The organism is Curtobacterium sp. PhB136 (assembly GCF_004346855.1).
GTDB lineage: Bacteria > Actinomycetota > Actinomycetes > Actinomycetales > Microbacteriaceae > Curtobacterium.
Genome location: NZ_SMGH01000004.1, coordinates 65,344 through 90,383, shown reverse-complemented (window position 1 = coordinate 90,383; position 25,040 = coordinate 65,344). Strand labels below are relative to the sequence as shown.

The window sequence follows — 25,040 nt, the reverse complement described above, 5'->3', positions numbered from 1 at the left end:
ATGGGTGGCGTACTGATCGGCTTCGCGATCATCGGCGCGATCATCGCGACCGGGTACGTCGTCGGCCGCGTCGGGCTCCTCGGGCCGCACGCCCAGTTCGTGATGAGCCGGCTCGCGTTCTTCGTGCTGATGCCGTGCCTGCTGTTCCACACCATCGCCACGGCCGACATCGCCTCGCTGGTGTCGCCGATGCTGTGGGTCTCCCTGCTCAGCGCCGTCCTGGTCGCCGTCGGCACCGCGCTCGTGTTCGGGCTCAAGCTGCGGCGCTCGATCACGGTGACGACCGTCGGGGCACTGGCCGCCAGCTACGTCAACGCCAACAACATCGGCCTGCCGGTCGCCGTGTACGTGCTCGGCCAGGCCACCGCGGTCGTGCCGGTCATCCTGCTGCAGCTCGTCGTGATGGCACCGATCGCGTTGACGATCCTCGACGCCGCGACGGCATCAGGGGGCGGATGGCGGCGCCGGGTGCTCGGACCGGTGACGAACCCGCTCATCATCGCGTCGCTGCTGGGGCTGCTGTTCTCCGCGCTGCACGTGGAGCTGCCGGATCCGGTGCTGCAACCGTTCGCACTGGTGGGGGCCGCGGCCGTCCCGGTCGTGCTGCTGTCCTTCGGGATGAGCCTGCACGGGGCGGCGCCGCTGAAGGACCCGGCGATCCGGACCGACGTCATCGTGGCGTCCTCGATCAAGCTCGTGGTGATGCCGACGGTGGCGTTCGTGCTGGCGCGGTTCGTGTTCGGGCTCGACGGGCAGCAGGTGTTCGTGCTGACGACGCTCGGGGCGTTGCCGGCGGCGCAGAACGTGTTCAACTACGCCCAGCGGTACGACGCGGCGGTGCCCGTGGCCCGCGACGTCGTGCTCATCTCGACGCTCGGCGCGGTGCCGGTGCTCGTCGCGATCGCGGCGCTGCTGCACCCGTAGCGATGAGCGGGGTGTCGTGACCCCACACCGGACGGGAGGCTCGGTGCGGGGCCGCCACGAGCCTCCCGTCCGGTGTCGCGACGGGTCCGCGCGCGCCCGCGGCTCAGAAGATCATCGGGCGGTCGTCGTCGAGCGAGGTCTCGAGGTCGAGGTCCACCGCCACCGGGACGTGGTCGCTCGGGGCGTCGCCCTTCCGCTCGTCGCGGTGGATCGTCGCCCCGGTCACCACGTCCGCGAAGGCCTGCGACCCCATCACGAAGTCGATGCGCATGCCCTCGCCCCGCGGGAACCGGAGCTGCTTGTAGTCCCAGTACGTGTACCCGGTCGGTACCAGCGGCCGGACGACGTCCTGCAGCCCGCGTTCCTCGAACGCCCGGAACGCGGCGCGCTCCGGCTCGCTGACGTGGGTGGCACCCTCGAAGACGCGCATGTCCCAGACGTCCTCGTCGAGGGGCGCGACGTTCCAGTCGCCCATCAACGCGAGCTTCAACGACGGGTCCTCCGCGAGCCACTCGGTGGTGCGGTCCGCCAGCTGCGCGAGCCAGTCGAGCTTGTACGTGTAGTGCGGGTCCCCGACCTCACGGCCGTTGGGGACGTAGAGGCTCCAGAGCCGCACGTCGTCGACGGTGACGCCGATGGCGCGGGCCTCGACGGGGAGCTCCGGGCCCTCGTGCCCCTTGAGGAACCCGGGCTGGCCGGGGAAGTCGCGGGTGACGTCGTCCATCGGGAGCCGGCTGGCGAACGCGACGCCGTTCCACTGGTTCAGGCCGTGCGCCTCGACGTGGTAGCCGGCTGCCTCGAAGGCCTCCACCGGGAACTGCTCCGGCTTGCACTTGATCTCCTGCATGCCGAGGACGTCGACGTCTTCCCGGACGAGCCAGTCGACGACCCGACCGACTCGGGTGCGGACGGAGTTGACGTTCCATGTCGCGACGCGCATGGGATCGAACCTACCGGTCGGGGCTCCGGACGACGTGCGGGCAGATGGTGTTCCCTGGAGCGAGCAACAGCAGCGAGCAGACAGCGCAGATGTGAGGAGCACCACCATGGCATCGACGAGCAACCGCGTCGACGGGACCACGTCCACCGGCAGCGTCACCACGCAGGTCACCAGCGCCGGACGGACCATCATCGACGACCAGGTCGTCGCCAAGGTCGCGGGCATCGCCGCCCGGGACGTCCCCGGCGTCTTCGCCCTCGGCGGCAACGCGGCACGCGCGTTCGGCGCCATCCGTGACGCGATCGGGTCGAGCGCGCTCGGCCAGGGCGTCCGCGTCGAGGTCGGCGAGACCCAGGTCGCCGTCGACCTGACGATCGTCGTCGACTACCCGACGCCGATGATGGACGTCGCTTCCGCCGTCCGGGCGTCCGTGACGAAGGCCGTCACCGAGCTCGTCGGGCTCGAGGTGACCGAGGTCAACATCGCCATCAACGACGTCAACATCCCGGCGCTCAACCAGGCTCCCGACGAGGCCGAGGGTCGCGTCCGGTGACCGCCACCGTCGTCGGGATGGGGGTCGGCGCCCTCCTCGCGATCGTCGCGCTGACCCTCGGGTTCTGGGCGTTCGTCGTGGTCGCCGTCTTCATGCTCGTCGGCGGCGTGGTGGCACGCATCGCGACCGGTGACATCGACTTCCGCCGACTGCTCGACGTGCTCCGCGGTCGTCGGAGCTCGTCGTGAGCGGAGCGCCCACGCTGCCGTCCGCCGGTCCTGCCCCCGTTCCCGCCGGTCCTGCCCCCGTTCCCGCCGGTCCTGTCCCCGTTCCGCGCGTGGCCGGGTACGACCGGATCGGCACCACCGCTCTGGTCCGGACCGCGCAGGCGGTGGCCGCCGAGGCGCTCCGTGCACCCCTCCGGGAGGTCCGTGCCCGGGTCGCCGACGACGGCCGCGGTTCCCTCGCGGTCACCATCACCGCCCCGCTCGCCGTGCCCGTGCTGGGCTCGCACACGGTCCCCGACGAACCGGTGGTCCGGACGGCGCACCGAGCCCGTGCGACGATCGCCGAGCGCATGGTGGCCATCACCGGCCGCCAGGTCGAACGGGTCGACGTGACGTTCTCGTCGTCCGTGATCGACACCCCGAGGAGGGTCCGATGACCTCCGAACACGACGCCCTGTACCGCCGGGTGCTCCGGCGCGAGACGCACGTGTCCCGCTCGGGGACGGTCGTCGTCGCGATGGTGGTCGTGCTCGTCGTCGCCGCTGCCGCCGTGTTCGCCGCGACGCTCGTGTTCCTCGACCAGAACGTCGCGGGCATCGACCCCCGAGCGGTGGTCGACGCGGCCGCCGGTGCCCCTCGAGGGCTGATCGACGCCGTCGTCATCGGGGTCGGCGCCGTCGTCGGCTTCGTCGGGCTCGTGTTCCTGCTGCAGGGCGTCCTGCCCCAGCGCCGTCCGCGGCACCAGATGGCCTCGCGCCGCCTCGCCGTCGTGGTCGACGACGAGGTCCTCGCCTCCGCAGCAGCCCGCGCCGCGCGCGGAGCGACCCGGCTCGGCCCGGACGCGGCCGTCGGCACCGTCGGTCGCCGCACGGTCGACGTGGTGCTCCGTCCCGCTGCGGGCGTCGACGTGCCCGCCGTGGCCGCGACCGAAGCGGTCGAGCGCGAGTTCGCCGACATCGCCACCGTGCCCGCGGTCACCGCGCGGGTCCGGGTCCAGCCGACGGGACGGGTCGACGGATGAACGCCACGAACCGGGCGCTCGGCCGCATCGCGCTGATCGTCGTCGGCGTCGCGCTCCTCGTCGCCGGGGTCGGGGCGGTCCTCGTGCAGACGGTCCCGCAGGCGGCGGACCTCTGGCACGGCGCAGCCCGTGCCACCCTCGGCGACCTCGGGGTCGACGCGGGACGCGGTGCCTCGATCGCCGCGTGGACGTGGGTCCTCGGCGGCGCCGTGGTGCTCGGGGTCCTCGCGCTCGTCGTCCTGACCACGCTCGGTGGCGGACGGGTCGGCACCGTGGTCGAGGACGACGGCGCGTCGGACAGCCTCCCCGGCACGGTCCGCATCGACGCCGCCGCGGTCCAGCACGCGCTCTCGTCGGCGATCGGTGACCTGCCACAGGTCGCCTCGCTCGCGGTCGACGTGTACCGCGTCCGCCGCCGTCGCGCCGTCCGGATCAAGGTCCGGCCGCGCAAGGGGGCCGCACCGCGGGAGATCACCGAGCGGGTGGAGGGCATCGTCGCCGACCTCGACGCCCTGCTCGGCGACGAGCTGCCGGTGCTGCTGGAGATCGCGCGCGGCGGAGCCGGCTCGTCCCGCCCGGACCGCGTGCACTGACGTGGTGTCGATCGGCAGCAGCATCCCCGCACCGGACGCCGCGGTGCCGGTGCCGGCGATCGTCGCCACGCTCGCTGCCGGTCGGCCGCTCGTCCCGGTGTGGCTGAACGAGATCGGTGGGAAGACGTTCCGTGTCGGCGGCTCCGGCGGCGCCGACACGGCGGAGGAGTACCTGAAGTGGGTGCCCAGCCGGTACGCGGGGTGGATCACGTCGGAGGCGGAACGGCTCGAGTGGGCCGGTCGCTGGCTGCGCGTGCCCGAGGTGCTCGACCACGGGGTCGACGACGACGGCGCCTGGCTCCGTACGAGGGCCGTGCCGGGGTGGAGCGCCGTCGACCCGCGCTGGCGGGACGAACCGCGCACCGCGGTCGTGGGCATCGCCGAGGGGCTGCGGGCGATGCACGACACACTGCCGGTCGCGGAGTGCCCCTTCGACTGGTCGGACGACGCGCGCCTGGACCGGGCACGAGCGGCCGGTGTCGACGTCGACGTGATCGGACCCGCCCCGGCGCCGGACCTGGCGGTCGTCTGCCACGGGGACGCCTGCTCGCCGAACACGCTGCTCGGGGCGGACGGCCGGTGGAACGGGCACGTCGACCTCGGCGCGCTCGGGGTCGCGGACCGGTGGGCGGACATCGCCGTGGCGACGATGGCGCTCGGGTGGAACTACGGGCCGGGGTGGGACGCGGTGTTCCACGACGCGTACGGGATCGCACCCGACGAACAGCGCACCGCCTGGTACCGGGCGCTCTGGAACCTGGACGTCGACGAGGTCTGACGCGGCGGGTGCCGCGCTAGAACGCGACGCCGCGGGCCGCCATGAAGGAGACCGGGTTGGTCGTGCCGCCGCCGACGTGGGTCTCGTAGTGCAGGTGGCACCCGGTGGAGTTGCCCGTTGACCCGACGAGCGCCACGAGCGTGCCCGCAGCGACCCGCTGCCCCGGCGCGACCCGGAAGCCGCCGCTCACGATGTGCCCGTAGGCGCTCTTCACCCCGCCACCGTGGTCGATCCGCACGTAGTTGCCGTAGCCGCCGTACCAGCCGACGTACTCGACGGTCCCCGCTGCCGCCGCGACGATGGCCGTCGAGCAGCCGCTGCCGAGGTCGATGCCGTCGTGGAAGGTCACTGCGCCGGTGATCGGGTGCACGCGGGAGCCGTACCCGCTGGTGATCCAGCCGCCGGCGGGACGGACCCAGCCGGAGCCGGAGCCCGAGCCGACCGCGCCGGACCCGCCGCCGCCACCGCTGCTGCCCCCGCCACCGCTGTTCGCTGCTGCCGCGGCGGCCGCCGCAGCCGCGGCACGGGCACGTGCTTCGTCGGCCTTCCGCTTCGCCTCGCCCTTGGCGAACTCCGCTTCGGTCCGGACGCGGCCGGACATCAGGGTCGCGAGCTGGGCGTCGAGTCGGGCCTTGTTGTCCTGCTGCTCGTCGTAGGCGGTCTGTGCCCGGTCGGACGCGGCCTGCGCCTCGGCCATCCGGGCTTCTGCCTCGGCGGCGAGTTCGGCGAGGGCGGTGGCAGCCCGGTCCGCCTGCCCGGAGAGGGCCCGAGCAACGGCGGCGTCGGCACTCGCCACGGCTTCGACCCGTTCGGCCTGCTCGGAGAGCTTGCTGAGCGCACCGAGGTCGTACAGGAGGTCCCTGGCGTCCTCACCACCCGTGAGCACGCTCGTCGTGACGTCGGCGCCACCGGAGCGGGCCATCTGCGCGGCGAACTGGCCGGCCTGCGCGGCGCTCTGCTCGGCGATCTCGGCGTGCTCCTCGGCGTCGGCGCGGAGGGTCTGTTCCTTCTCGGCGGCGCGCTGGGCCTTCCGCTGGGCGGCGGAGTACTCGTTGCCGCGTGCTTCCGCTTCGGCCACGGCGGCATCGGCCTTCGAGGCGAGGTCGCCGATGAGGGTCTCGATGTCGGCGATCTGGTCGTTCTTCTTCGACTCCTGCCCGCGGGCGGCCATCACGTCGTCCCACGACGGGTAGGTCGCCGCCTGCGCCGGGGGAGCGTCGAGGACGAGTACCCCGGCGAGTCCGACGAGCGAGAACGCGGCCACGGCGACGCGCAGCCGCACGGCCAGCGGCGACCGCACGGCGAGCGGCAACCGCGCGGACGGTCGGGGATGCGGGGAGCGGGCGGCGGAGCGAGTCATCCCGGCGAGCCTATACATCCGCACAGGAACCGCGCGATGCCGACGCACCACTGTGGAGAACTCTCTTACGAACCGGCCGCGAACCCGCGCTCCTGCAGGACCGCGGTCGCGCTGCCGACGACGTCCCGCCGGAGCACGTCCGCCCCGTCGGTGCCCGCGTAGTCCCAGATGTCGAAGCCGCTGCAGTGGGTCACCGACACCGGGGCGCCGAGGGAGTCCTCGACCGGGGTGGACCAGACGTCGCCGGAGCCCACCACGACGAAGGTCGGGGCCACATCTCGGTAGGCACCGAGGTCGACGAGCCACGGGTACACCTGGAACGTGTCCCGGACCTGCAGCATGTCCACGTTCGTCGCCGAGTAGGTGGCGAGCGGTCGGACCGTCCAGAACTGACCGACGCCGACCACGTCGCGCCCGTCGGCCCACTGGTCGAGGCAGTCGGCGGGCTCGTACGCGGCCGTGCGGACGGTGCGGACGGTGCTCGGGGTCACGGCGACCCCGGCGGCGAGCACCACTGCCGCGCCGATCGCCAGCGTGACGCGGACCCCGCGGAGCGGCCGGTGCACGCGGGTCTTCCGGACGGCGGACCGGGTGAGTTCGCACACCGCGACCAGGGCGAGGAGCGGTGCGACGACGACGGGCTCCAGGTACCGCGGCGTCTCGGACCCGGCCGCGATCACCCCGACCGAGACGGCGGCGACCGTGACGAGCGGCAGGAGCGTCGCCACGAGGACGGTGCGCGAGGTCCGCACCCGCCACGCCCACACCGTCCCGCCGACCGAGAGCAGCACACCGATCAGCATGAGCACGAGGCCCGCGTCGCCCGCGGCCGTGCCCGCTCGCACGTCGGTCAGGGACGCGAAGAAGCCGAGCGTGGTCACCGCGTGCTCGGGGTGGACGTAGGTCGACGGGTCGAGCGAGACGAACGGCCGGAGCGGGATCCGCACCAGGTACCCGACGACGGCGCCCGCGACGACCACGCCCGAGAGCCACGACGCCAGCCGCCACGGCACCCGCCGGGCGAGCACGAGCAGGGCGAGCGTGACGACGACGGGAGCGCCGGACCAGGGGACGTACAGCGGGTTCGACGCCGTCGTGCACGCGGCGACGAGCCCGAGGACGACGAGCACGGTGGTCGAGGCGCTGCCCGTCCGGACCGCGCGGAGCACCAGCACGGCCGTCGCGAGCAGCGCCAGGGCCACCCCGTAGTAGTACGTGGTCGTGAGCAGCAGGGACGCGAGCTCGAGCGAGGTCGCGGTGGCGCTCGACTCGGTGAGGACGACGAGGGTCAGGAACCCGACCGCCGTCGCGGACACCGCGATGCGGGCCGGGCGTCCGGCAGCCGGCATCAGCTCGTTCGCGGCCGCCCGCAGGAGTGCGTACACCGCGACGAGGACGAGCACGCCGTTCAGCGCCAGGGCCTGCTGCGGGGTCCCGGTGACGAGCGAGCACAGCAGGTAGACCGGCAGCTCGGGGAAGAAGAACAGCGCCGGGGACATCGCCCACTCGAAGGGCTCACCCGCCTGCATCGACCGGACGACCATCGGCAGCAGCACCGAGTCGCCGTCGTACCAGAGCAGCGAGACCCGGGCCGTGGCGATGACGTGGCGGAGGGCGATCACGGCCAGGGCGAGCGCCACGAGCCCACCCAGCGCCTCGTGCCCGAGCGAGCGGAGACGGGCGGAGGGCATGGACGGAGCGTACCGATCGTGGCTCCGGACGGACCCGATGAGCGCCGTCATGGCGGGACCGGCTACCCTTGTGCGCTGTGACGGACGCGCGCGAGCAGTTGATCGACCACATCAAGGCCGAGGCGGTGTTCCACGGCGACTTCACCCTGACCAGCGGGAAGAAGGCGACGTACTACATCGACCTCCGCAAGGTGAGCCTCGACCACCGTGTCGCGCCGCTCATCGGGCAGGTCATGACCGAGCTCGTGGACCAGGTCCCCGACGTGTTCGCGGTGGGCGGGCTCACGATGGGCGCCGACCCGATCGCCAGCGCCGTGCTCCACCAGGCCGCCGCGCAGGGCAAGGCCTACGACGCCTTCGTCGTCCGCAAGGAGCCGAAGGACCACGGCCGCGGCAAGCAGGTCGAGGGTCCGGACCTCGCGGGCAAGCGCGTGGTCGTGCTCGAGGACACCTCCACCACCGGCGGTTCCCCGCTGAAGGCCGCGGAGGCGCTCGAGCGCGAGGGCGCGATCATCGCGGCCGTCGCCGTCGTGGTCGACCGCGACACCGGCGCCAAGGAGACCATCGAGGCCGCCGGCTACCCGTACTTCGCAGCCATCGGGCTGGCTGATTTGGGGCTGACCGCGTGACCGGGGAGCGTCCGGACGACGCGCGCGAGCCTGACGACGCCGCCCGCCCCGCAACGGGGGCAGACGGTCAGGAGGCCCCGCCCGCGTCCGCCTCGGACGCTCGGTTCCCCGGACTCCGCAGTGCCGCCGACATCTTCGGTGCGCCGCGGACGGCCGACGAGTGGCCGTCCCGCCGTGAACGGCGCGAGGCCGAACGTGCCGCCGCCGAGACCGGCGCGCCGCTCCCGGAGCCGTTCGAGCCGCCGACGGTGCCGTCGGCCCCGGAAGCGCCGGAAGCGCCGGCGGTACCCGAAGCACCGGCAGCGCCCGAGCAGCCGATCCCCGATGCGCCGATGGACGAGTCCACCCAGGCGATCTCGATGCCCGAGGAACTCGCCCGTCCCTCGCAGCCGGCGCAGCCCGCCTCCGACCCGGACCGCTCGCTCCTCGGCAGCCGCATCCCCGCGGCAGCGCCGGTCCCCCCGAACACCACCGCCCCGCACCCGAGCTCGATCGTGCTGCCCACCGCGCAGGCGCACCGGGACGAGCGGGCCGCGCAGACCCGCGCGATCGAGGACGAGCGGCGCCGCACCGACCCCCGCGGCGAGGGCCGTGACGACGTCGACTGGCTCGGCCGCGCCACGGGCGCACCGCTGCCGCCGGCCGGCATCGCGGGCATCCCCGCGCCGACCGGCCCGATCGCGCAGCCCGTCGGCGTGCCGAACGCGCTGCCCCCGACCGAGGAACCGCCGAGCTTCACCGACCTGCTGCGCATCGCGCCGACGGCCGAGCCGCCGCAGGTCGACCGTCCGTTCGACTGGGCGGTGCAGGACGACGTGACCGGCGAGGTCCCGACCACCCTGACGTCGAACCCGTTCGACACGACGACGACCGCGACGCCGATCCCGTCGGCGGAGCGCACCGACCCGGCCCCCGCACCCACGCCGGCCCCTGCACCCACGCCGGCCCCGGCACCCGAGACCGAGTCGGCGCCGGCCACCGAGTCGGCTCCGGACACCGACAGCGGCAGCTGGTCCCTCGTCGACGATGCCGTCCGCACCGGCGAGACCCCGTGGTGGGCCGAGCCCGACGCCGCGCAGCCGACCCCGACGACACAGGTGCCGCCCCTCGTCGAGCCGACGCCCGCACAGCCGGCGTCCGCGAACGACGTGTACCCGGCGCACCTCCCGCCCGCCGTCGGCGAGGACCTCGACGCGATCCTCGGCATCCGCGGCGCCACGGACACCGGCCAGCAGGACACGACGCTGCCGCGCACCGCGCCGGACGACCTCGACCAGTCCGAGTGGGACGGTCGCGAGACCAGCGACACGAGCGCCATCAAGGACCTCTTCGGCACGCAGGCGGTCAACCAGCTCGGCACCACCGGGTACGACCCGCACGACACGGGGACCCGGATGATGCCGGCGGCGATCACGCCGGCACACGCGCCGGCGCCCGGCCGTTCCGCGTACGCCGCCGGTCCGCCGGTCCCGCCGCCCGCGGACAGCGGCAACTTCATCAACGAGGGCTTCGCGAAGCTCCGGGGCGAGGGCAAGCGCGGCAAGCAGCTGCTCATCGGCGGCGCAGTCGTGATCATCCTCATCGCGCTCGTCGCCGTCTTCGCACTGACGCGGTGGATCATGGGCAACAACATCGAGGAGCACACGACGCCGACGAAGTCGCCGGCCGCCGCGTCCGCCTCGATCACGACGAAGTCCTCCGCAGCCCCCGCGGCAGCGCCCACGCCCGCCTCGGCCCCGACGATCTCGTTCGCGACCACCACCGCATCGGCCGGGCAGCACGCCTGGTACGAGCTCGCCGGTGGCGAGTGCCTGACGCCGTTCACGAACGCCTGGGCCGAGGACTTCACCGTCGTCGACTGCTCCGCCGCACACCTCGCACAGCTGACCAGCCGCGGCGCGATCGAGGCGGACGCCTACCCCGGCACCGCCGAGGCGCAGCGGATCGCCACCGACCAGTGCCAGTCGACCGGGGCGTTGAACGTCACCGCCGCGTCGTCATACGGCGACGTCCAGGTCCAGAGCGTGTACCCGCCGGACGCCGCCTCCTGGCAGGCCGGTGACCGGTTCTGGTCCTGCTTCGTGACCCGCTCCGGCGGCGGCACGATGACGGGGTCGCTCGCGTCGTCCGCGTAGTCACCACGGGACGGACGGGAGGCTCCCCACCGGTCCGGTGGGGAGCCTCCCGTCCGCTCTTCGGTCCTGTCTCAGGCCGCAGCCGGGACCTTCGCCGACGCGTCCGAGAGCGTCCGCACCTCGTCCGCCGTCAGCTCGAGCTCGGCGGAGGCGAGGAGCGCCGGCAGCTGCTCCGTGTTCCGGGCGGAGGCGATCGGCGCGACGACGTCGGGCTGCGCCTGCAGCCAGGCGAGCGCCAAGGTGGCGATCCCGGTGTCGTGCGCGCCCGCGATGGTGGACAGCGCGTCCACGACCGCGAGGCCCTCGTCGGTGAAGTACCCCGACACCTGCCCCTCGCGGTCCTTGCCGGCGAAGTCGTCCTTCGTGCGGTACTTGCCCGTGAGGAACCCGGCGGCGAGGGAGAAGTACGGCACCACGCCGAGCCCGGCCTCGTGCGCGAGCGGCGCGATCTCGGACTCGTAGGGCTCGCGGGTGACGAGGTTGTAGTGCGGCTGGATCGCCACCGGCTTCGCCAGGCCGTGTTCGTCCGCGATGCGGATCCACTCCGCCGCGCGGTCCTTCGAGTAGTTCGAGATCGCCGTGTACCGGACCAGGCCCTCGCGGACGAGCTGGTCGAACGCGCGGACCGTCTCCTCGAGCGGCGTGTCCTGGTCGTCGAAGTGCGCGTAGTACAGGTCGATCCGGTCGGTGCCGAGGCGCTGCAGGCTCGCGCGGGCGGCCTTCGCGACGTTGTCCGCGGAGAGCCCCGGGAACTCCGGGTGCTGCGAGACCTTCGTGGCGATGACGACGTCGTCCCGTTTGCCGGACTTCGCGAACCACGACCCGATGACGGTCTCGGACTCGCCACCGGAGTTGCCGTCGCCCCACGCCGAGTAGACGTCGGCCGTGTCGACGAAGTCGCCACCGGCGGCCGTGTAGGCGTCGAGGACCTGGTGCGAGGTGGCCTCGTCCGCCGTCCACCCGAACACGTTGCCGCCGAGGGCGAGGGGGAAGACGGTGAGGTCGCTGGTTCCGATGCGGGGCATGCGGATTCCTTTCAGATCGGTACGGTTCCGGGCCCACGCTAGGCCGCGACCCTTGGCATGATCGGAACATGACGTCACTGGTCACGTACCTCACCGACCCCCGCGCCACCGTGCGGCTGCGCGCCGTGATGGCGGCGGGGACGACGCCGACGGCGGACGACCTCGAGACGCTCGTCGACCAGTGCGCGATCGAGCCGGACCTGCAGGTCCGCGAGATGCTCACGTGGGCGCTCATCCGGCTGCCGGCGGAGCTCGTCGTGCCGCGCGTCCTGCGGGAGCTCGACCGGCCGGAGGCGCAGGCGCGGAGCCAGGCGCTGCACACGCTCTCGAAGATCCACGACCGGTCGGTGTACCCGCAGGTCGCAGCGCGGCTCGAGGACCTCGACCCGGGCGTCGTCCGGACGGCCTGGCGGGCCGCGGCGGTGCTCGTGCCCGACGACTCCCGTTCCGCGCTCGCCCGCGCACTCGCCGTGCAGCTCGGGCAGGCCGACCCCGAGATGCGGCTGTCGCTGAGCCGGGCGCTCGTCGGACTCGGCGCTGACGTGGTCGAGCCGGTGCTGGGCGACGCGGCGTCGCACCGGAACGAGGACGTCCGCGCGCACGCCGCCGAGACCGAGCGGCTGCTGCACGACCCGTCCGCCGGGTCGGAGCTCGCGCGGGAGCGGGCGCGGCGCGAGGTCGCACTCGGCCGGACGCGGTCCGCGAAGGGCTGAACCGCTCCGCGCATCGGCGGCGCGGGTTGTCGACACTCAGGATTCGGGATGCCGAACAGGCCCGATCGGCTTGCGCATGCCGATCGGAGCGCGCCAAGGTGGGTGTCGAAGGGGAGTAGCTCCCAGCGCGTGCATCGACACACTGGCCATCACGACGATCGGCCCGGTGCACCACCTCGGCCCGTGCCCACCGCACGGCAGAGGCGAGCGAGACCTTCGGCCGTTCCGCCATGGCCGAAGCCGCTCAGGTGTGTGCAGCGTCATGGCTCGACCACGAGGACCACCATGACGAACACCCTCTCTCCCGCACCGGCGACCGCCGTCGCGGTGTCGCGGATGGGCGCCAGCGCCTGGGGACGCATCGCGATCTGCATCGCCGTCGCCCTGCCCGCCGTCGTCTTCCGGATCGGCGGGTTCGCGCCGAACCCCGTCGTCGACCTGCTCGTGTTCGGTGCGGCCGTCGTCGCCGCGTCGTTCCTGCTCGCCTGGGCAGCCGAGGCCGCGCAGAAGGACATCGCCGGCGCGCTCGCCATCGCGATCCTCGCGCTCATCGCCGTGCTGCCCGAGTACGCGGTCGACCTGTACTACGCGTTCCGCTCCGGATCCGACCCCGCGTACGAGCAGTTCGCGGCCGCCAACATGACCGGGTCGAACCGGCTGCTGCTCGGGTTCGGCTGGCCCCTCGTCGTGATCATCTCGCTGCTCGTCGCCCGGCGGTTCGTCCGCAGCGGCGCGATGCCCCCGATCGCCACGAAGGTGCTCGAGCTCGAGCGCTCCGCACGGCTCGACGTCGGGTTCCTGGCGCTGCTGGCGCTCGTCGCGTTCCTCATCCCGCTGATGGGGTCGATCCCGATGTGGTTCGGGTTCGTGCTGCTCGCGGCGTTCGTGCTGTACCTGTGGCGGGCGTCGAAGGTGTCGGACGACGGGGACGACGACGACGAGGAGCTCGTCGGCATGGCGGGCAACATCGCGTCGATGTCGCAGACCTCCCGGCGGTGGACGATCGTGGCGCTCTTCGTCGTCGCCGCGGCGGTCATCCTGTCCTCCGCGGAGCCCTTCGCCGATGCCCTCGTGCAGTCGGGCAGCGCGCTCGGGATCGACAGCTACTTCCTCGTGCAGTGGCTCGCGCCGCTCGCGACCGAGGCGCCGGAGTTCATCGTCGCGGCGCTGTTCGCCCTGCGGGGGATGGGCGGCGCGGCCATCGGGACGCTCATCGCGTCGAAGGTGAACCAGTGGTCGCTGCTCGTCGGCTCGCTGCCGATCGCGCACGTGCTCGGCGGTGGCACCACCGGGGGGCTGCCGCTCGACGGCCGGCAGGTCGAGGAGTTCATGCTGACCGCGTCGCAGACCCTGCTCGGGGTCGCGATCATCATCGCGCTGCGGTTCCACCGGTGGTCGGCGATCGCCCTCGCGGCGCTGTTCGCGGTGCAGTTCGCCGTGACGGACACGAACGGGCGCTGGGTGCTCAGCATCGTGCACGTCGTCGCGGCGCTCGTGGTGTTCTGGATCAACCGCCGCGACATCCTCCCCACGCTCGCGGCCCCCTTCCGCCGCCCGTCGTCCCCGTCCCAGCGCTGACGCGCGCCGCGCCGCGCCGCGCCGCGCCGCGCCGCGCCGCGCGCCGCGCCGCGCCGCGCGCCGCGCCGCGCCGCGCCGCGCGCCGCGCCGCGCCGCGCCGCGCGCCCCTTGCGGGCCGGTGAGATCGCACTTCGTGTCGCCGCGACGACCGCGAGCCGACAGGAAGTGCGATCTCGGCCCCGGGTCCAGGCCCCGTTCTGGACTGGGGGCTCGGCGCGGGTCCGCACCGAGCCTCCAGTCCGACGGTGTCGGCCCCACCTCCCCCCCACGTTCCGTCGCCGTCGAGATCGCACTTCGGGTCGCCTGCGGCGACCGCGAGCCGACACGAAGTGCGATCTCAGCGGGGTGCGCGGGGTGCGCGGGGTGCGCGGGGTGCGCGCCGCGGGCGCGGCGCGCCGCGCGCGGGGCTCAGTCGGCGTCGGGAGCGAGCCAGATCGCGTCGGCCGCCGCAGCCGGCAGGTCGACGAGGGACTCCGTCCCGTCGGCGGCCCGCCGAGCCACCGCGATGACGCCCGCGTAGTCGCGGACCTGCTCCACCCGGAGGTGCGTGCCGAGCCCCACGCCGAGCTCGTCGAAGTACCGCAGCAGCGACGGGTCGTCGTCGGACACCCGGTCGACGGTGCCGCACGACCCGGGCGCGATCGTGCCGAGGAGCGCCCCGGGGGAGTCAGGCAGGGTGCCGTCGGTGCGCGGGATCGGGTCGCCGTGGGGGTCGTGCGTCGGGTGCCCGAGGTCGGCGTCCACCCGGTCGAGGAACGTCTCGGACACCGCGTGCTCGAGCGCCTCGGCCTCGGTGTGGACCTCGTCCCAGGTGTAGCCGAGCCGGGACACCAGGAACGACTCGATGAGCCGGTGCCGGCGGACCATCGCCACGGCGACCTGCTGTCCGAGCGGGGTGAGCACGACGCCGTAGTACGGGGTGTGCTCGATGAGGCCGTCGCGGTCGAGCTTCCGGAGGTTGCCGGACACGGTCGAGGCGGAGACCTTCAGCGACGCGGCGATGTCCCTGGTCGCGATGCCGGTGTCACCGCGCTCCCGGGCCTTCCAGATGAGCTTGACGTAGTCCTCCGCCATGGTCGACAGAGAAGGGAGTCGCATCACGCCGCCGTAGTGCTGTGGCTACTACGGGCCATGGTCGAGAGCGAAGGAAGGCGCATGTCCCAATGGTACAAACAGGCATGACCGAACAGAGACGGCGCTGGCCCGTCCCGCCGTCGCTCCTGGTCGGCCTCGCACCGATGCTCGTGTTCGCCGCGATCAGCGCCTGGCGTGCGCGACCGAGCGACGACTACCCGTCCCTCGGGCTCACGGTCGACAGCGTCGTGCAGGCGCTCGTCATCCCGGAGGGGATCGCGGCACTCGGGCTGGCGGTCGTCGTCACGGCCCTCGGCTGGTGGCGGATCGCGACGGTCGACCCGACCCGGGGACGCCCACGGTGGACCTGGACCGCGCCCGCGCTGATCCTCGCCGTCTGCCTGGCCCGCCTGCCGCTGGTCGACTGGACCGCGCTGCCGTGGCACTACTTCGCGCTGCTCGGGGTCGGGGTGCTCTTCGTCGGGTTCTTCGAGGAGCTGATGACCCGCGGCGTGCTCCTCGTGGGGCTGCGCCGACGGCTGCCCGAGTTCGGCGTGTGGATCGTCTCCTGCGTGCTGTTCGGGCTGCTGCACCTGCTCAACGCCCTCGCCGGCGCCGGGATCGGCCCGACGCTGATCCAGGTCGTGTTCGCGGCGTCGTTCGGCTCCGTCCTGTACGTCGCCCGTCGGCTCAGCGGGAACCTGCTCCTGCCGGTGCTCCTGCACGCGGTGTGGGACTTCGGGTCGATCGCGGTGTCCGCGACCGCGAACCGGGGCTTCGGCGACATCGCGCTCGCGGGGCTGCTCGGGCTCGTGGCGTTCGCGGTGCTCGTGCTCGGCATCGTCGCCGGCGGGGTGATCGCGTGGCGGGACGACCGGCCGCGCCGACTGCGGCGACGCTGGCGGGACGTGCCGCCCAACGACGTGCCGCCGAACGACGTGCCCCCGAACGACGTGCCGCAGCGTGACGTCGTGCCGCCGCCCGGCGTGTACGCACGCCGGGCCGTTCCCGGCGGGCGCGACCTGCGAGACTCCACAGACACCCCGTCCGGTTCACCTTCCTGACGCTGGCCGTTCGCCGGACCGACACCGGGCCTCCTTACCGTCTGACCGTTCTCGTCAGCAACTGACGGTCGGTACACAGAGAGGAGCGCCGCCCGGGTCCCCGGGCGGCAACCACGCATGCGCACATCCGCACGCGCCGTGGCCACGGGGGTGACCGTCGCGGCGATCGCGACGTCCCTGGTCATCGGCACCCCGCTCGCGGCCTCCGCCGCCGGCTACCCGAGCGACACCACCAAGCCGGACCTGACCTCGCTCCTGGGCGGCTACGACTCGTTCTGGAAGTCCAGCGGCACGAACGACCTGCACGGCACGGTCGTGGGCGCGGCGACGCTCGCGAAGAACGACGAGCTGGCGTCCTGGATCAACCAGAACGCCACGACGGCGCAGCAGTTCCGGGCGCTGCAGGACTCCGAGTACAACAACGCGACGAACACCGCCTACGACCAGTCGTTCACGGTGTCCCAGGGTCTCGGTGCCGCACTCGAGAAGATCTACGTCGACGGCCGTACCGACGGGGACCTCCCGCTCACCAGCGCGCTCATCAACAGCTCGAACGGCACGACCGGCGCGTACGTCAGCACCGGCGACGCGAAGGCGCACTTCAGCTACCCGCGCCCGTACCTGCCGGCCACCACCACGGCGACGCTGCCCGCGAGCGACGACCAGACCGGTTGCGCACCGACGACGGTGAACGCCTCGTCCGTCACGCCGAACCGCGTCGGGAAGTCCTACGCCAGCGCCGACGGCACGCTGAAGATCACGCGGGTCCCGGTCGCCACCGACACGACGAAGGAGTTCTCGCCGAACGACGTCGTCCTCGACGCCGGGTACGGCACGGTCGGCATCTGCACCGGCGGCTCCTACCCGAGCGGGCACACCACGACGGCGTACCAGGCGGGCATCACGCTGGCCACGCTCGTCCCGGAGCTCGCGCCGGAGATCCTCGCGCGCACCTCGGAGAACGGCAACGACCGCATCGTCCTCGGCGTGCACTACCCGCTCGACATCATCGGCGGGCGCATCGACGGCGAGGCGGCCCTGGCGGCCCGCTGGTCGGACACCGCGTACCGGACGGACGTCCTCGAGCCGGCCCGCAAGGAGCTCGTCAGCTACCTCGAGGCGAAGTGCGGCGACACCCTCGCGAACTGCATCGCCGCCGAGCAGCCCTACGAGAACGACCCCTACGGCGGCAAGGCGATCCCGGGTGGCACGTCGCAGGTCATCACCGACCGCGCCTCGGCCGTGAAGGTCTACGAGGAGCGCATGACGTACGGCTTCGCGGCGACCGGCACGGCGGGGCTCGCACCGTCGGTCCCCACCGGTGCGGAGAACCTCCTGCTCACCACGTTCCCGACCCTCACCGACGCGCAGCGCACCGCGGTGCTCGCGCAGACCGAGATCGCATCGGGCTCGCCGCTCGACCAGTCGGGCACGGCGAACGGTTCGTGGCAGCGCCTCGACCTCGCCGCCGCGACGAGCGCGACCGTGGCGGTCGCCGCTGACGGGTCCGTGCAGGTCGTCTCGACGGGTGGCACGGCGAAGGTCGTCACGGGTGTCATCACCGCCCCGAACGGCACGAGCGTCCAGGCCGGCACCGAGCTGGCCCTCGCCGGCACCGGCTTCACCGCCGGCGCGCGCTACCAGGTCGTGCTGCACAGCGACCCGGTCGTGGTCGGCACGCTCATCGCGGACGCCTCGGGCGACCTGTCCGGCAACGTCGCGATCCCGGCCGCCACGACCGCTGGCTCGCACACGATCGACGTGGTCGACGCAACGGGCGCCTCGGCGCTCGTCGACCCGCTCGCGATCACCGTGACGGCAGCGGCCGCCCCGGCAGGCAGCGGGAACGGCACCGGCACCGGCACCACCGTCGTCCCGACGACCGGCATCCACCTGCCCGTCGTCAGCGGCTGACGCACCACCACCGGTCGGCCGGCGTGCACGGCACGTCGGCCGACCGGTCCCGTTCCACCCGGCCGGGAGGCTCGGCTCACCGCCGCCCCGCCGCCCCGCCGGCTCCCACCCCGAGAGAGACCGTTCCCTTGCACAAGCGCACGCTCTGGACCTCCGTCAGCATCGCGGCAGCGGCCGTCGTCGCCGCCGGCGCGCTCACCGTCCCGCTGCTCGGCAGCACCCCGGCTGCTCCGGGGGCCACGCCCACGTCCCCGTCCGCGTCGGCCGCCGCGATCCCGGCGGTGCCGTCGGTCTCCGCCGCCGCCCTCGCCGCGTTGCCCGAGGCGCAGTACTCCGCGGTCATCGCGGGACTCGTCCCGGTCGAGCACACCGTGACGGAGGACACCGTCTTCCACCTGCGCGCCGATGCGCCCCTGTTCGGCGCGGACCGCCACACGGCCGTCGCCCGGTTCGCGAGCAAGGACTTCCTGCAGCAGCCGACGACCGTCGTCGGGCTCCGCCGCGAGGGCGCGTGGGAACTCGTGCTCACCCCCGCCCGTCGGCAGCTGCCGTCCGCGGCCGGGGCGTCCGGGGCCGCGGCGCAGACCTCGGCCTGGGTGCCCGCCGCGTCGCTGACGCGGATGTCGACGCCGTCGTCGCGCGTGGTGATCTCCACGAAGGACCAGACCGTCTCGATCGTGTCCGCCTCCGGTGCCGTCCAGCAGCGCTTCTCGGCTGGGGTCGGCACGGCGGACACCCCGACCCCGACCGGCGTGACGGGATACCTGGAGCAGCGCTACGTCGACCCGAGCCAGGGCACCGGCGACCACCCGATCCAGCTCACCTCACTGCACTCCGCGGCGGCCGACGAGCCGTACGGCGGGCACGACGGCGGGCTGATCGGGATGCACTGGAACGCCGCGACCTCGGGTGCCGTCTCGCACGGGTGCGTCCGGCTCGACGCCGACGCGGTGGCAGCGGTGAACGCCCTGCCGCTCGGCACCCTGGTGACGGTCGAGTAGGCGCGCCACGCGCGCGCCGCGCGCCGCGCGCCGCGCGCCGCCGGCCGCCGGCCCCGGTGAGATCGCACTTCGTGTCGGTCGGCGTCCGGGGGACGCGACACGAAGTGCGATCTCACCGGACGGGGACGACGCGCCTGGCCCGCCCCGCGCGGGCGCGGGCGGCTCGCGCGGGCGCGCCGCGCGCGCGTCAGCGCTTGCGGGCGACCGTGAAGACGCGGCGGAAGGGGTAGACGGTGCCGTGCGGACCCGCCGGGTACGCGTGCCGCAGGCGTGCGGCGTAGGTGGCCTCGAACTCGGCGGTCAGGGAGCCGGACGGGTCGGCGACGTCGAGCGCAGCCAGGGCCGGTCGGAGCCCGGTGCCCCGGACCCAGTCGAGCACCGGGTCCTCGCCCTGCAGGAGCTGCATGTACGTGGTCTCCCACGCCGACGCCCGGAAGTCGTTCGACTCGAACAGGTCGAGGTACCCGGCCGCATCGAGCACCGGGTCCGCCCGGAGCACGCCGGACAGCGCCGCCGCCCATGGGCCCTCGTCCGCGACGGCGCGCATCAGCGCGTGCGACGGGGAGTCGAAGTTGCCGGGGACCTGCATCGCGAACCACGAACCCGTCGGCATCGCGGCGAGCCACCCGGGCAGCAGCGACGTGTGTGACGGGACCCACTGCAGCGCGGCGTTGGTGACCACGACGTCGTCCGACGCGGTGGGAGCCCAGTCCTCGATGGGGCCGAGCGCGAACGACAGGTTCGGGTAACGCTGGGCCAGGGGAGCCGCGTCCTCGAGCATCTCCGCGGAGGAGTCGATCCCGACGACGCGAGCCGACGGCCAGCGTTCCGCGAGGGTGGCCGTGAGGGCCCCGGAACCGCAGCCGAGGTCGACGACGCGACGGGGAGCCTCCTGGCCGATCTGCGCGACCAGGTCGTGGAACGGGCGCGACCGCTCGTCGCTGAACGCGGCGTACCGCGCCGGGTCCCAGCGCATGCCTACATCTCGACTTCGACGGGCTCCGTGCGCACGAGCTCGTGGACGCCGGAGATGACCTCGCTCGGCCGGAACGGGTAGCGGTCGATCTCGGCCTGGTCGCTGATGCCCGTCATCACGAGGACGGTGTGCAGCCCCGCTTCGATGCCGGCCTGGACGTCGGTGTCCATCCGGTCGCCGATCATCCCGGTGTTCTCCGAGTGCGCACCGATCCGGTTCATCGCGGAGCGGAACATCATCGGGTTCGGCTTGCCGACCACGTAGGGCTGCTTGCCGGTGGCCTTCTCGATCATCGCGGCGATCGCGCCGGTGGCGGGCAGGACGCCCTCGGCGCTCGGGCCGGTCGCGTCGGGGTTCGTGACGATGAACCGGGCGCCGTCACGGATCAGCCGGACGGCCTTCGTGATCGCCTCGAACGAGTAGTTCCGGGTCTCGCCGACGACGACGTAGTCGGGGGCGGTCTCGGTCATGATGAAGCCGGCTTCGTGGAGCGCCGTGGTCATGCCGGCTTCCCCGATGACGAACGCGGAGCCGCCGGGCATCTGGGACTTGCAGAAGTCCGCCGTGGCGAGTGCGGAGGTCCAGATGCGGTCCTCCGGCACCTCGAGACCGGACCAGCGGAGCCGGGCGCTGAGATCGCGCGGGGTGAAGATCGAGTTGTTCGTCAGGACGAGGAACTCGGTGCCCTCGTCGAGCCACTGCTGGATCAGTTCGGGTGCACCGGGGAGCGCCTGGTTCTCGTGGACCAGCACGCCGTCCATGTCCGTCAGCCAGCACTCGACGTCGTCGCGGGATGCCATGGCCTCACCCTAGTGCGCGCACGTGGCGGCCCGGCACGGGGTGGGCTTCGAAAGGGCCGGGAGGCTCCGATCGGCTCTTGCGCGCCGCTTCCGGACCCGAGAAGGTCGAGACACCGAATGCCACTCGGCTTTGCCCTAGGCTTTTCGGGACACGTACCGCAACAAGGAGGCCACCCGTGCTCGTCGAACCCGGAAACCCGACCGTGACACCCCGACCGGCTGCGGCCGCGGTGTCGGCTGCGGCCTCCGCCGCGGGTGAGGTCGTGGCGCCGCGACGACGCCGGGGACGCCCCAACGTGCTGAGCCGCGAGCAGGTGATCGACGCCGCCACGGTGATCGCGAACGAGGACGGGCTCGAGCGGCTCTCCTTCCGGGCGCTCGGGCAGCGGCTCGGCGTCGCCCCGATGACGGTGCACCGGACCATCGGCGGCCTCGACGACCTGCACGCGGAGATCGTCCGCCGCACCGTGGACGAGTTCGCGTCGACGTTCGTCTGGCCGTCGGAGTGGCAGGCGGTGGTGCGGACCTTCGCGACCACCTTCCGTGACCTGATGCGCACCCACCCGCTCGTGCTCGAGTCGCACAGCCGCCGCGGGCCGCTCGTGTCCGACGAGTCCGACGGCGTGGTCCGGACGGTCGTCGGCGCCCTGCGCACCGGCGGACTGCCCGACGCCGAGGCGATGTACGCGTTCTTCGTCGTCTACGACTTCGTCGTGGGGCACGCCGGCGTGCAGGTCGGGCGCGGCGACGCGGATGCCGGACGACCGGAACGGCACGCCCTCGTCAGTGAGCTCGTCGGGACGCACTCGTACGAGGACCGCTTCCAGCTCGGGCTCGACGTCCTGCTCGCGGGCATCGAGTCGCGCGTGCGCTGAATTTCGATACGGTTCCCAACAAAAAAAGATCTGAGATACCGTCTTTCACGATGTCCACTCAGTACCAGTTTCCCCAGCCCGCCACGCAGCAGCCCTCCGCATCCGTCCCCCAGCGAACGAACACACTCGCGATCATCGCGCTCGTCGCCGCGTTCGTCGCACCGCTGATCGGGTTCGTCCTCGGTTTCGTCGCGATGTCGCAGGCCCGCAAGCGGTCCGAGGGTGGCCGCGGTCTCGCGCTCGCCGCGGTCATCGTCGGCGGGGCGATCACACTGCTGTACATCCTGCTGTTCGTGCTGATCGCGGTCCTCGCGGCGAACGCTCCCGCCCCGTCGTACTCGTACTGACCGTCGTCCGGGGGCGTGCTCGTCCGGGCCGGCCCGCGCCTGACCGCCGCGGCTCTACCCTGGAGTCGTGACCGACGAGCCCGCCCCGACCGAGTCGCCCGCTCCGACCGACCTGCCCGCGCCGACGCACGAGCGCACGACGCACGGCGTCGGCCCGCACCCGCGGCCCTGGCCGGACGACCCCCGGCTCGACCCCGAGCTGCTGGAGCACGGGGACACCCGCAACGTCGTCGACCACTACCGCTACTGGTCGATGGAGGCCATCGTCGCGGACCTCGACACCCGCCGGCACGGCTTCGACGTGGCGATCGAGAACTGGCAGCACGACCTCAACATCGGATCGATCGTGCGGAGTGCCAACGCGTTCCTGGCGGGCACCGTGCACATCATCGGGCGTCGCCGGTGGAACCGCCGCGGGGCGATGGTCACCGACCGGTACCAGCACGTGCGGAACCACCCGGACGTGGCGTCGTTCCTGGCGGCCATGCGCGACGAGGGGCGGCCGGTCATCGCGATCGACAACACCCCCGGAGCCGCGATGCTCGAGACCGCCGAGGTGCCGGAGCGGTGCGTGTTCCTGTTCGGGCAGGAGGGGCCGGGGCTCACCGACGAGGCCGTCGCCGGTGCGGACGGGCACCTGGAGATCGCGCAGTACGGGTCGACGCGGAGCATCAACGCCTCGGCGGCGGCCGCCATCGTCATGCACGCCTGGATCGTCCGGCACGCGGCGCCCGCCCGCTGAGTGCCGGGCCGGTGCCGGTCTGACGGGGTGCGCCGGGCCTCCCGGCCGGGGTGGCGTCAGCGCCTGGCGGTCGTGCGCCGGGCGACCAGGCGGGGTTCCACCAGCGTCTCCGTCGCCGCGATGTCCGGGTCCGCGATGCGGGCGAGCAGGCGCTCCCCGGACCCGCGGCCGATCTCGACGCTGCGGTCGTCGATGCTCGTCAGCCCGACGTACCGGGTGGCCGCGATCGGGGTGTCGTCGTAGCCGATCACCGAGACGTCCTCGGGGACGCGGAGTCCGCGCTCGGCGAGGGCGGACATCGCGCCGAGCGCCATCACGTCGTTGCCGGCGAACACGGCCGTGACGTCGGGGTGCTCGTCGAGGAGCGCCCGGGTGGCGCGTGCTCCGGCGTCCTCGGTCAGCTCGCCCGCGAGGCTGGAGACCGCGACGGCAGCGGACTCGCCGACGCCCTCCCGGAAGCCGGCGAGCCGCTCGACGGCCGCCGCGGACTGCGCGCCGACGAAGCCGAGCCGGGTGTGTCCGAGCCCGAGGAGGTGCTGCGCCGCCATCCGGCCGCCGGCACGGTCGTCGTTCGCGACCGTGTCCGCGCGGGGGATCGACAGCCGGCCCCCGGCGATGACGAGCGGGGTGGACGCGGGGATGGCGAGGTCGGTGTCGGGCTCACCCGCGATGACGATGCCCTCGACGCGCATCGAGAGGAAGCCCTCCACCGGGGAGGCGTCGAGTCCGGTGTTGAGGAACCGGTCCGCGACGACGAGCCGGTGGCCCTGGTCCTGCAGGGCTTCCCGGAGGCCGGTCAGCAGGTCCACGAACCACTGGTTGCGGAAGTCGTCGAGCACGACGCCGATCGTGCGGCTCCGGGTGCCGGCGAGCGAGACCGCTGCGGTGGAGGGCCGGTAGTCGAGTTCCTGGATCGCCGTGAGGACGGCTGCTCGGCGTTGCTCGCTCACGCGCGGGGACCGTTGCAGCACGAGCGAGACGAGCGACTTCGACACCCCCGCCCGGGCAGCGACGTCGTAGATCGTCGCGGGTTTCGCGTCTCCCATTGTCAGCATCGACCTCCGGCTTGCGTCCCCCGATCGTAGCGGGGCGTGCCTGGGGTACGGGGTGGGTCAGTCGCGCGGGTGTCCGAGGGGCATGTCCGCCATGCCGCCGCCGAGGAACGCCATGTCCTCCGGCGGGAGCGCCACCCGTTCGTCGGCGTCGAGCACCGTGGACGCGTCGTCGACGGGGTGGAAGCCGATCCGCTCGCCAGCGGTGAAGTCCGCGGGCGCGCCGCTGTTCCGCGACACCGCCCACACCACGTGGTGCCCGGGTTCGGTCAGCTCGACCGTCGCCGACACCAGCCGGGCGAGGTCGTCCGGCGAGCTCCACATCAGCAGCGCCCGGCGCGAGTCCGGACGCTCCCCGAACGCGCCGATCCGGGCGGACACGACGGACATCTCGTACCGGTCGGCGAAGAGGCTCCCGAGGAGCTCCATCGTCGCCTTCGTCACGCCGTAGTACGAGTCGGGCCGGGGGAGCCGGTCGCCGGGGACGCTCGCGGGTGCGTCGGTCTCCTCGGGCACCCGGCCGACGGCGTGGATCGAGCTCGCCTGGACGACACGGAGCACCCCGGCGGCGGCAGCGGCCTCCAGGACGTTCTTCGTCCCGGTGACGTTGGCGTCGATGAGCGCGTCCCAGGTGTCCTCGGTCGGGATGCCGGCCAGGTGCACGACCGTGTCGACCCCGGGCAGCGCGGTCTCGAGCGCCGCGCGGTCGTTCACCGACCCGGGGACGAACCGCTCGCGATCCCCGACCGGTGGGTCCGGGGGCCGCTCGTCGAGCAGCACGAGGTCGTGTCCAGCGTCCAGCAGCCGGGGACGCAACGCCGTCGCGATGCGTCCGGCCGCCCCGGTGATGAGCAGCGTCGCCATGCCCGCGACGCTACGCGCGCCGAGGTCGCGGCGCTCGCGGGCGCCGGGCGCGCGCGCGGTGCGGCGCGGCTTCGCACAACCGAAAGCACTCCGCACCACGGGATCACGTGGTGCGGAGTGCTTTCGGTTGTGCGAAGGCAGGCGGCGCCGGCCCCGGCCGCGGCCCCGGCCCGGCCGCGGCCCCGGCCCGGCCGCGGCCCCGGCCCGGCCGCGGCCCCGGCCCG

26 protein-coding genes are annotated in these 25,040 nt (G+C 73.3%); 17 read left to right on the top strand and 9 right to left on the bottom strand.

What is annotated here, in order from left to right:
* Complete coding sequence (locus EDF27_RS00500) at positions 1–924, top strand: AEC family transporter (RefSeq protein ID WP_132046746.1); 924 nt, start codon at positions 1–3, stop codon at positions 922–924.
* A 103-nt stretch (positions 925–1,027) separates the two neighbouring features.
* Here EDF27_RS00500 and EDF27_RS00495 read toward each other — a convergent pair whose 3' ends face one another.
* A complete protein-coding gene (locus EDF27_RS00495) occupies positions 1,028–1,864 on the bottom strand; it encodes an exodeoxyribonuclease III (RefSeq protein WP_123654494.1) in 837 nt (278 codons plus the stop codon).
* Between the two features lie 106 nt (positions 1,865–1,970).
* Here EDF27_RS00495 and EDF27_RS00490 point away from each other — a divergent pair, with 106 nt between their 5' ends.
* The 6 genes from EDF27_RS00490 to EDF27_RS00465 all read left to right on the top strand — a co-directional run bounded on the left by EDF27_RS00490 (position 1,971) and on the right by EDF27_RS00465 (position 4,976).
* Positions 1,971–2,417: an Asp23/Gls24 family envelope stress response protein gene (locus EDF27_RS00490; RefSeq protein WP_123654492.1), complete on the top strand. Its 447-nt coding sequence runs from the start codon at positions 1,971–1,973 to the stop codon at positions 2,415–2,417.
* Positions 2,414–2,605: a hypothetical protein gene (locus tag EDF27_RS00485; RefSeq protein ID WP_123654490.1), complete on the top strand. Its 192-nt coding sequence runs from the start codon at positions 2,414–2,416 to the stop codon at positions 2,603–2,605. Before EDF27_RS00490 ends, EDF27_RS00485 begins: the two co-directional genes overlap by 4 nt.
* Before the next feature lie 89 nt (positions 2,606–2,694).
* Positions 2,695–3,021, top strand: coding sequence for a hypothetical protein (locus tag EDF27_RS00480; protein ID WP_123654489.1), 327 nt, complete (start codon positions 2,695–2,697; stop codon positions 3,019–3,021).
* Entirely contained in the window at positions 3,018–3,605 is a 588-nt protein-coding gene (locus EDF27_RS00475) for a hypothetical protein (protein WP_123654487.1), read from the top strand. Before EDF27_RS00480 ends, EDF27_RS00475 begins: the two co-directional genes overlap by 4 nt.
* Positions 3,602–4,198, top strand: coding sequence for a hypothetical protein (locus EDF27_RS00470; RefSeq protein ID WP_132046742.1), 597 nt, complete (start codon positions 3,602–3,604; stop codon positions 4,196–4,198). The genes EDF27_RS00475 and EDF27_RS00470 overlap by 4 nt, the downstream gene beginning before the upstream one ends.
* Before the next feature lie 4 nt (positions 4,199–4,202).
* Positions 4,203–4,976: an aminoglycoside 3'-phosphotransferase gene (locus EDF27_RS00465; RefSeq protein ID WP_347812790.1), complete on the top strand. Its 774-nt coding sequence runs from the start codon at positions 4,203–4,205 to the stop codon at positions 4,974–4,976.
* A 16-nt stretch (positions 4,977–4,992) separates the two neighbouring features.
* On the opposite strand, the gene EDF27_RS00460 is transcribed toward EDF27_RS00465, so the two are convergent.
* Entirely contained in the window at positions 4,993–6,336 is a 1,344-nt protein-coding gene (locus EDF27_RS00460) for a M23 family metallopeptidase (protein WP_132046740.1), read from the bottom strand.
* A 65-nt stretch (positions 6,337–6,401) separates the two neighbouring features.
* The gene (locus EDF27_RS00455) at positions 6,402–8,027 is read right to left on the bottom strand and encodes a hypothetical protein (RefSeq protein ID WP_132046738.1); all 1,626 of its coding nucleotides are present in this window, start codon (positions 8,025–8,027) and stop codon (positions 6,402–6,404) included.
* Positions 8,028–8,104: 77 nt separating this feature from the next.
* Between EDF27_RS00455 and pyrE the strand changes: the two genes are divergently transcribed.
* Positions 8,105–8,656 carry an orotate phosphoribosyltransferase gene (pyrE, locus tag EDF27_RS00450; protein ID WP_123654483.1) on the top strand — a complete coding sequence of 184 codons (552 nt, stop codon included), beginning with the start codon at positions 8,105–8,107 and terminating at the stop codon, positions 8,654–8,656.
* The gene (locus EDF27_RS00445) at positions 8,653–10,791 is read left to right on the top strand and encodes a septum formation family protein (RefSeq protein WP_132046736.1); all 2,139 of its coding nucleotides are present in this window, start codon (positions 8,653–8,655) and stop codon (positions 10,789–10,791) included. Before pyrE ends, EDF27_RS00445 begins: the two co-directional genes overlap by 4 nt.
* A 71-nt stretch (positions 10,792–10,862) precedes the next feature.
* Here EDF27_RS00445 and EDF27_RS00440 read toward each other — a convergent pair whose 3' ends face one another.
* Complete coding sequence (locus tag EDF27_RS00440; protein WP_132046734.1) at positions 10,863–11,816, bottom strand: aldo/keto reductase; 954 nt, start codon at positions 11,814–11,816, stop codon at positions 10,863–10,865.
* 68 nt (positions 11,817–11,884) lie between these two features.
* On the opposite strand from EDF27_RS00440, the gene EDF27_RS00435 reads away from it, so the two are divergent.
* Both EDF27_RS00435 and EDF27_RS00430 read left to right on the top strand, forming a co-directional pair.
* Positions 11,885–12,529: a HEAT repeat domain-containing protein gene (locus EDF27_RS00435; protein ID WP_123701353.1), complete on the top strand. Its 645-nt coding sequence runs from the start codon at positions 11,885–11,887 to the stop codon at positions 12,527–12,529.
* Positions 12,530–12,814: 285 nt separating this feature from the next.
* Positions 12,815–14,107 (top strand): sodium:proton exchanger, encoded by a 1,293-nt coding sequence (locus EDF27_RS00430; RefSeq protein ID WP_243698159.1) that lies wholly within the window; start codon positions 12,815–12,817, stop codon positions 14,105–14,107.
* Between the two features lie 408 nt (positions 14,108–14,515).
* Here the strand turns inward: EDF27_RS00430 and EDF27_RS00425 are convergent, their stop codons facing one another.
* On the bottom strand, positions 14,516–15,205 hold the full coding sequence (locus EDF27_RS00425) for a metal-dependent transcriptional regulator (protein WP_123654476.1): 690 nt from the start codon (positions 15,203–15,205) through the stop codon (positions 14,516–14,518).
* A gap of 80 nt (positions 15,206–15,285) precedes the next feature.
* Between EDF27_RS00425 and EDF27_RS00420 the strand changes: the two genes are divergently transcribed.
* From EDF27_RS00420 to EDF27_RS00410, 3 genes are all read left to right on the top strand, one after another.
* Entirely contained in the window at positions 15,286–16,245 is a 960-nt protein-coding gene (locus EDF27_RS00420; RefSeq protein WP_165931286.1) for a CPBP family intramembrane glutamic endopeptidase, read from the top strand.
* A gap of 117 nt (positions 16,246–16,362) precedes the next feature.
* Positions 16,363–18,159: a phosphatase PAP2 family protein gene (locus tag EDF27_RS00415; RefSeq protein ID WP_132046730.1), complete on the top strand. Its 1,797-nt coding sequence runs from the start codon at positions 16,363–16,365 to the stop codon at positions 18,157–18,159.
* Between the two features lie 128 nt (positions 18,160–18,287).
* Entirely contained in the window at positions 18,288–19,160 is an 873-nt protein-coding gene (locus EDF27_RS00410) for a L,D-transpeptidase (RefSeq protein ID WP_132046728.1), read from the top strand.
* Between the two features lie 187 nt (positions 19,161–19,347).
* On the opposite strand, the gene EDF27_RS00405 is transcribed toward EDF27_RS00410, so the two are convergent.
* Together EDF27_RS00405 and EDF27_RS00400 are read right to left on the bottom strand one after the other, a co-directional pair.
* Positions 19,348–20,136: a methyltransferase domain-containing protein gene (locus EDF27_RS00405; RefSeq protein ID WP_132046726.1), complete on the bottom strand. Its 789-nt coding sequence runs from the start codon at positions 20,134–20,136 to the stop codon at positions 19,348–19,350.
* A gap of 2 nt (positions 20,137–20,138) precedes the next feature.
* Positions 20,139–20,936: an HAD-IIA family hydrolase gene (locus EDF27_RS00400; protein WP_123654467.1), complete on the bottom strand. Its 798-nt coding sequence runs from the start codon at positions 20,934–20,936 to the stop codon at positions 20,139–20,141.
* Positions 20,937–21,112: 176 nt separating this feature from the next.
* Between EDF27_RS00400 and EDF27_RS00395 the strand changes: the two genes are divergently transcribed.
* The 3 genes from EDF27_RS00395 (at position 21,113) to EDF27_RS00385 (ending at position 22,900) form a co-directional block, all read left to right on the top strand.
* A complete protein-coding gene (locus EDF27_RS00395) occupies positions 21,113–21,811 on the top strand; it encodes a TetR/AcrR family transcriptional regulator C-terminal domain-containing protein (RefSeq protein ID WP_132046724.1) in 699 nt (232 codons plus the stop codon).
* Between the two features lie 50 nt (positions 21,812–21,861).
* Entirely contained in the window at positions 21,862–22,158 is a 297-nt protein-coding gene (locus EDF27_RS00390; protein WP_123701360.1) for a DUF4190 domain-containing protein, read from the top strand.
* Positions 22,159–22,225: 67 nt separating this feature from the next.
* Entirely contained in the window at positions 22,226–22,900 is a 675-nt protein-coding gene (locus EDF27_RS00385; RefSeq protein ID WP_207909540.1) for a TrmH family RNA methyltransferase, read from the top strand.
* Positions 22,901–22,956: 56 nt separating this feature from the next.
* On the opposite strand, the gene EDF27_RS00380 is transcribed toward EDF27_RS00385, so the two are convergent.
* Together EDF27_RS00380 and EDF27_RS00375 are read right to left on the bottom strand one after the other, a co-directional pair.
* Positions 22,957–23,946 carry a LacI family DNA-binding transcriptional regulator gene (locus EDF27_RS00380; protein WP_123701361.1) on the bottom strand — a complete coding sequence of 330 codons (990 nt, stop codon included), beginning with the start codon at positions 23,944–23,946 and terminating at the stop codon, positions 22,957–22,959.
* A gap of 66 nt (positions 23,947–24,012) precedes the next feature.
* Positions 24,013–24,816, bottom strand: a complete 804-nt coding sequence (locus EDF27_RS00375) for an NAD(P)-dependent oxidoreductase (protein ID WP_132046722.1) — start codon at positions 24,814–24,816, stop codon at positions 24,013–24,015.
* Positions 24,817–25,040 lie beyond the last annotated feature (224 nt).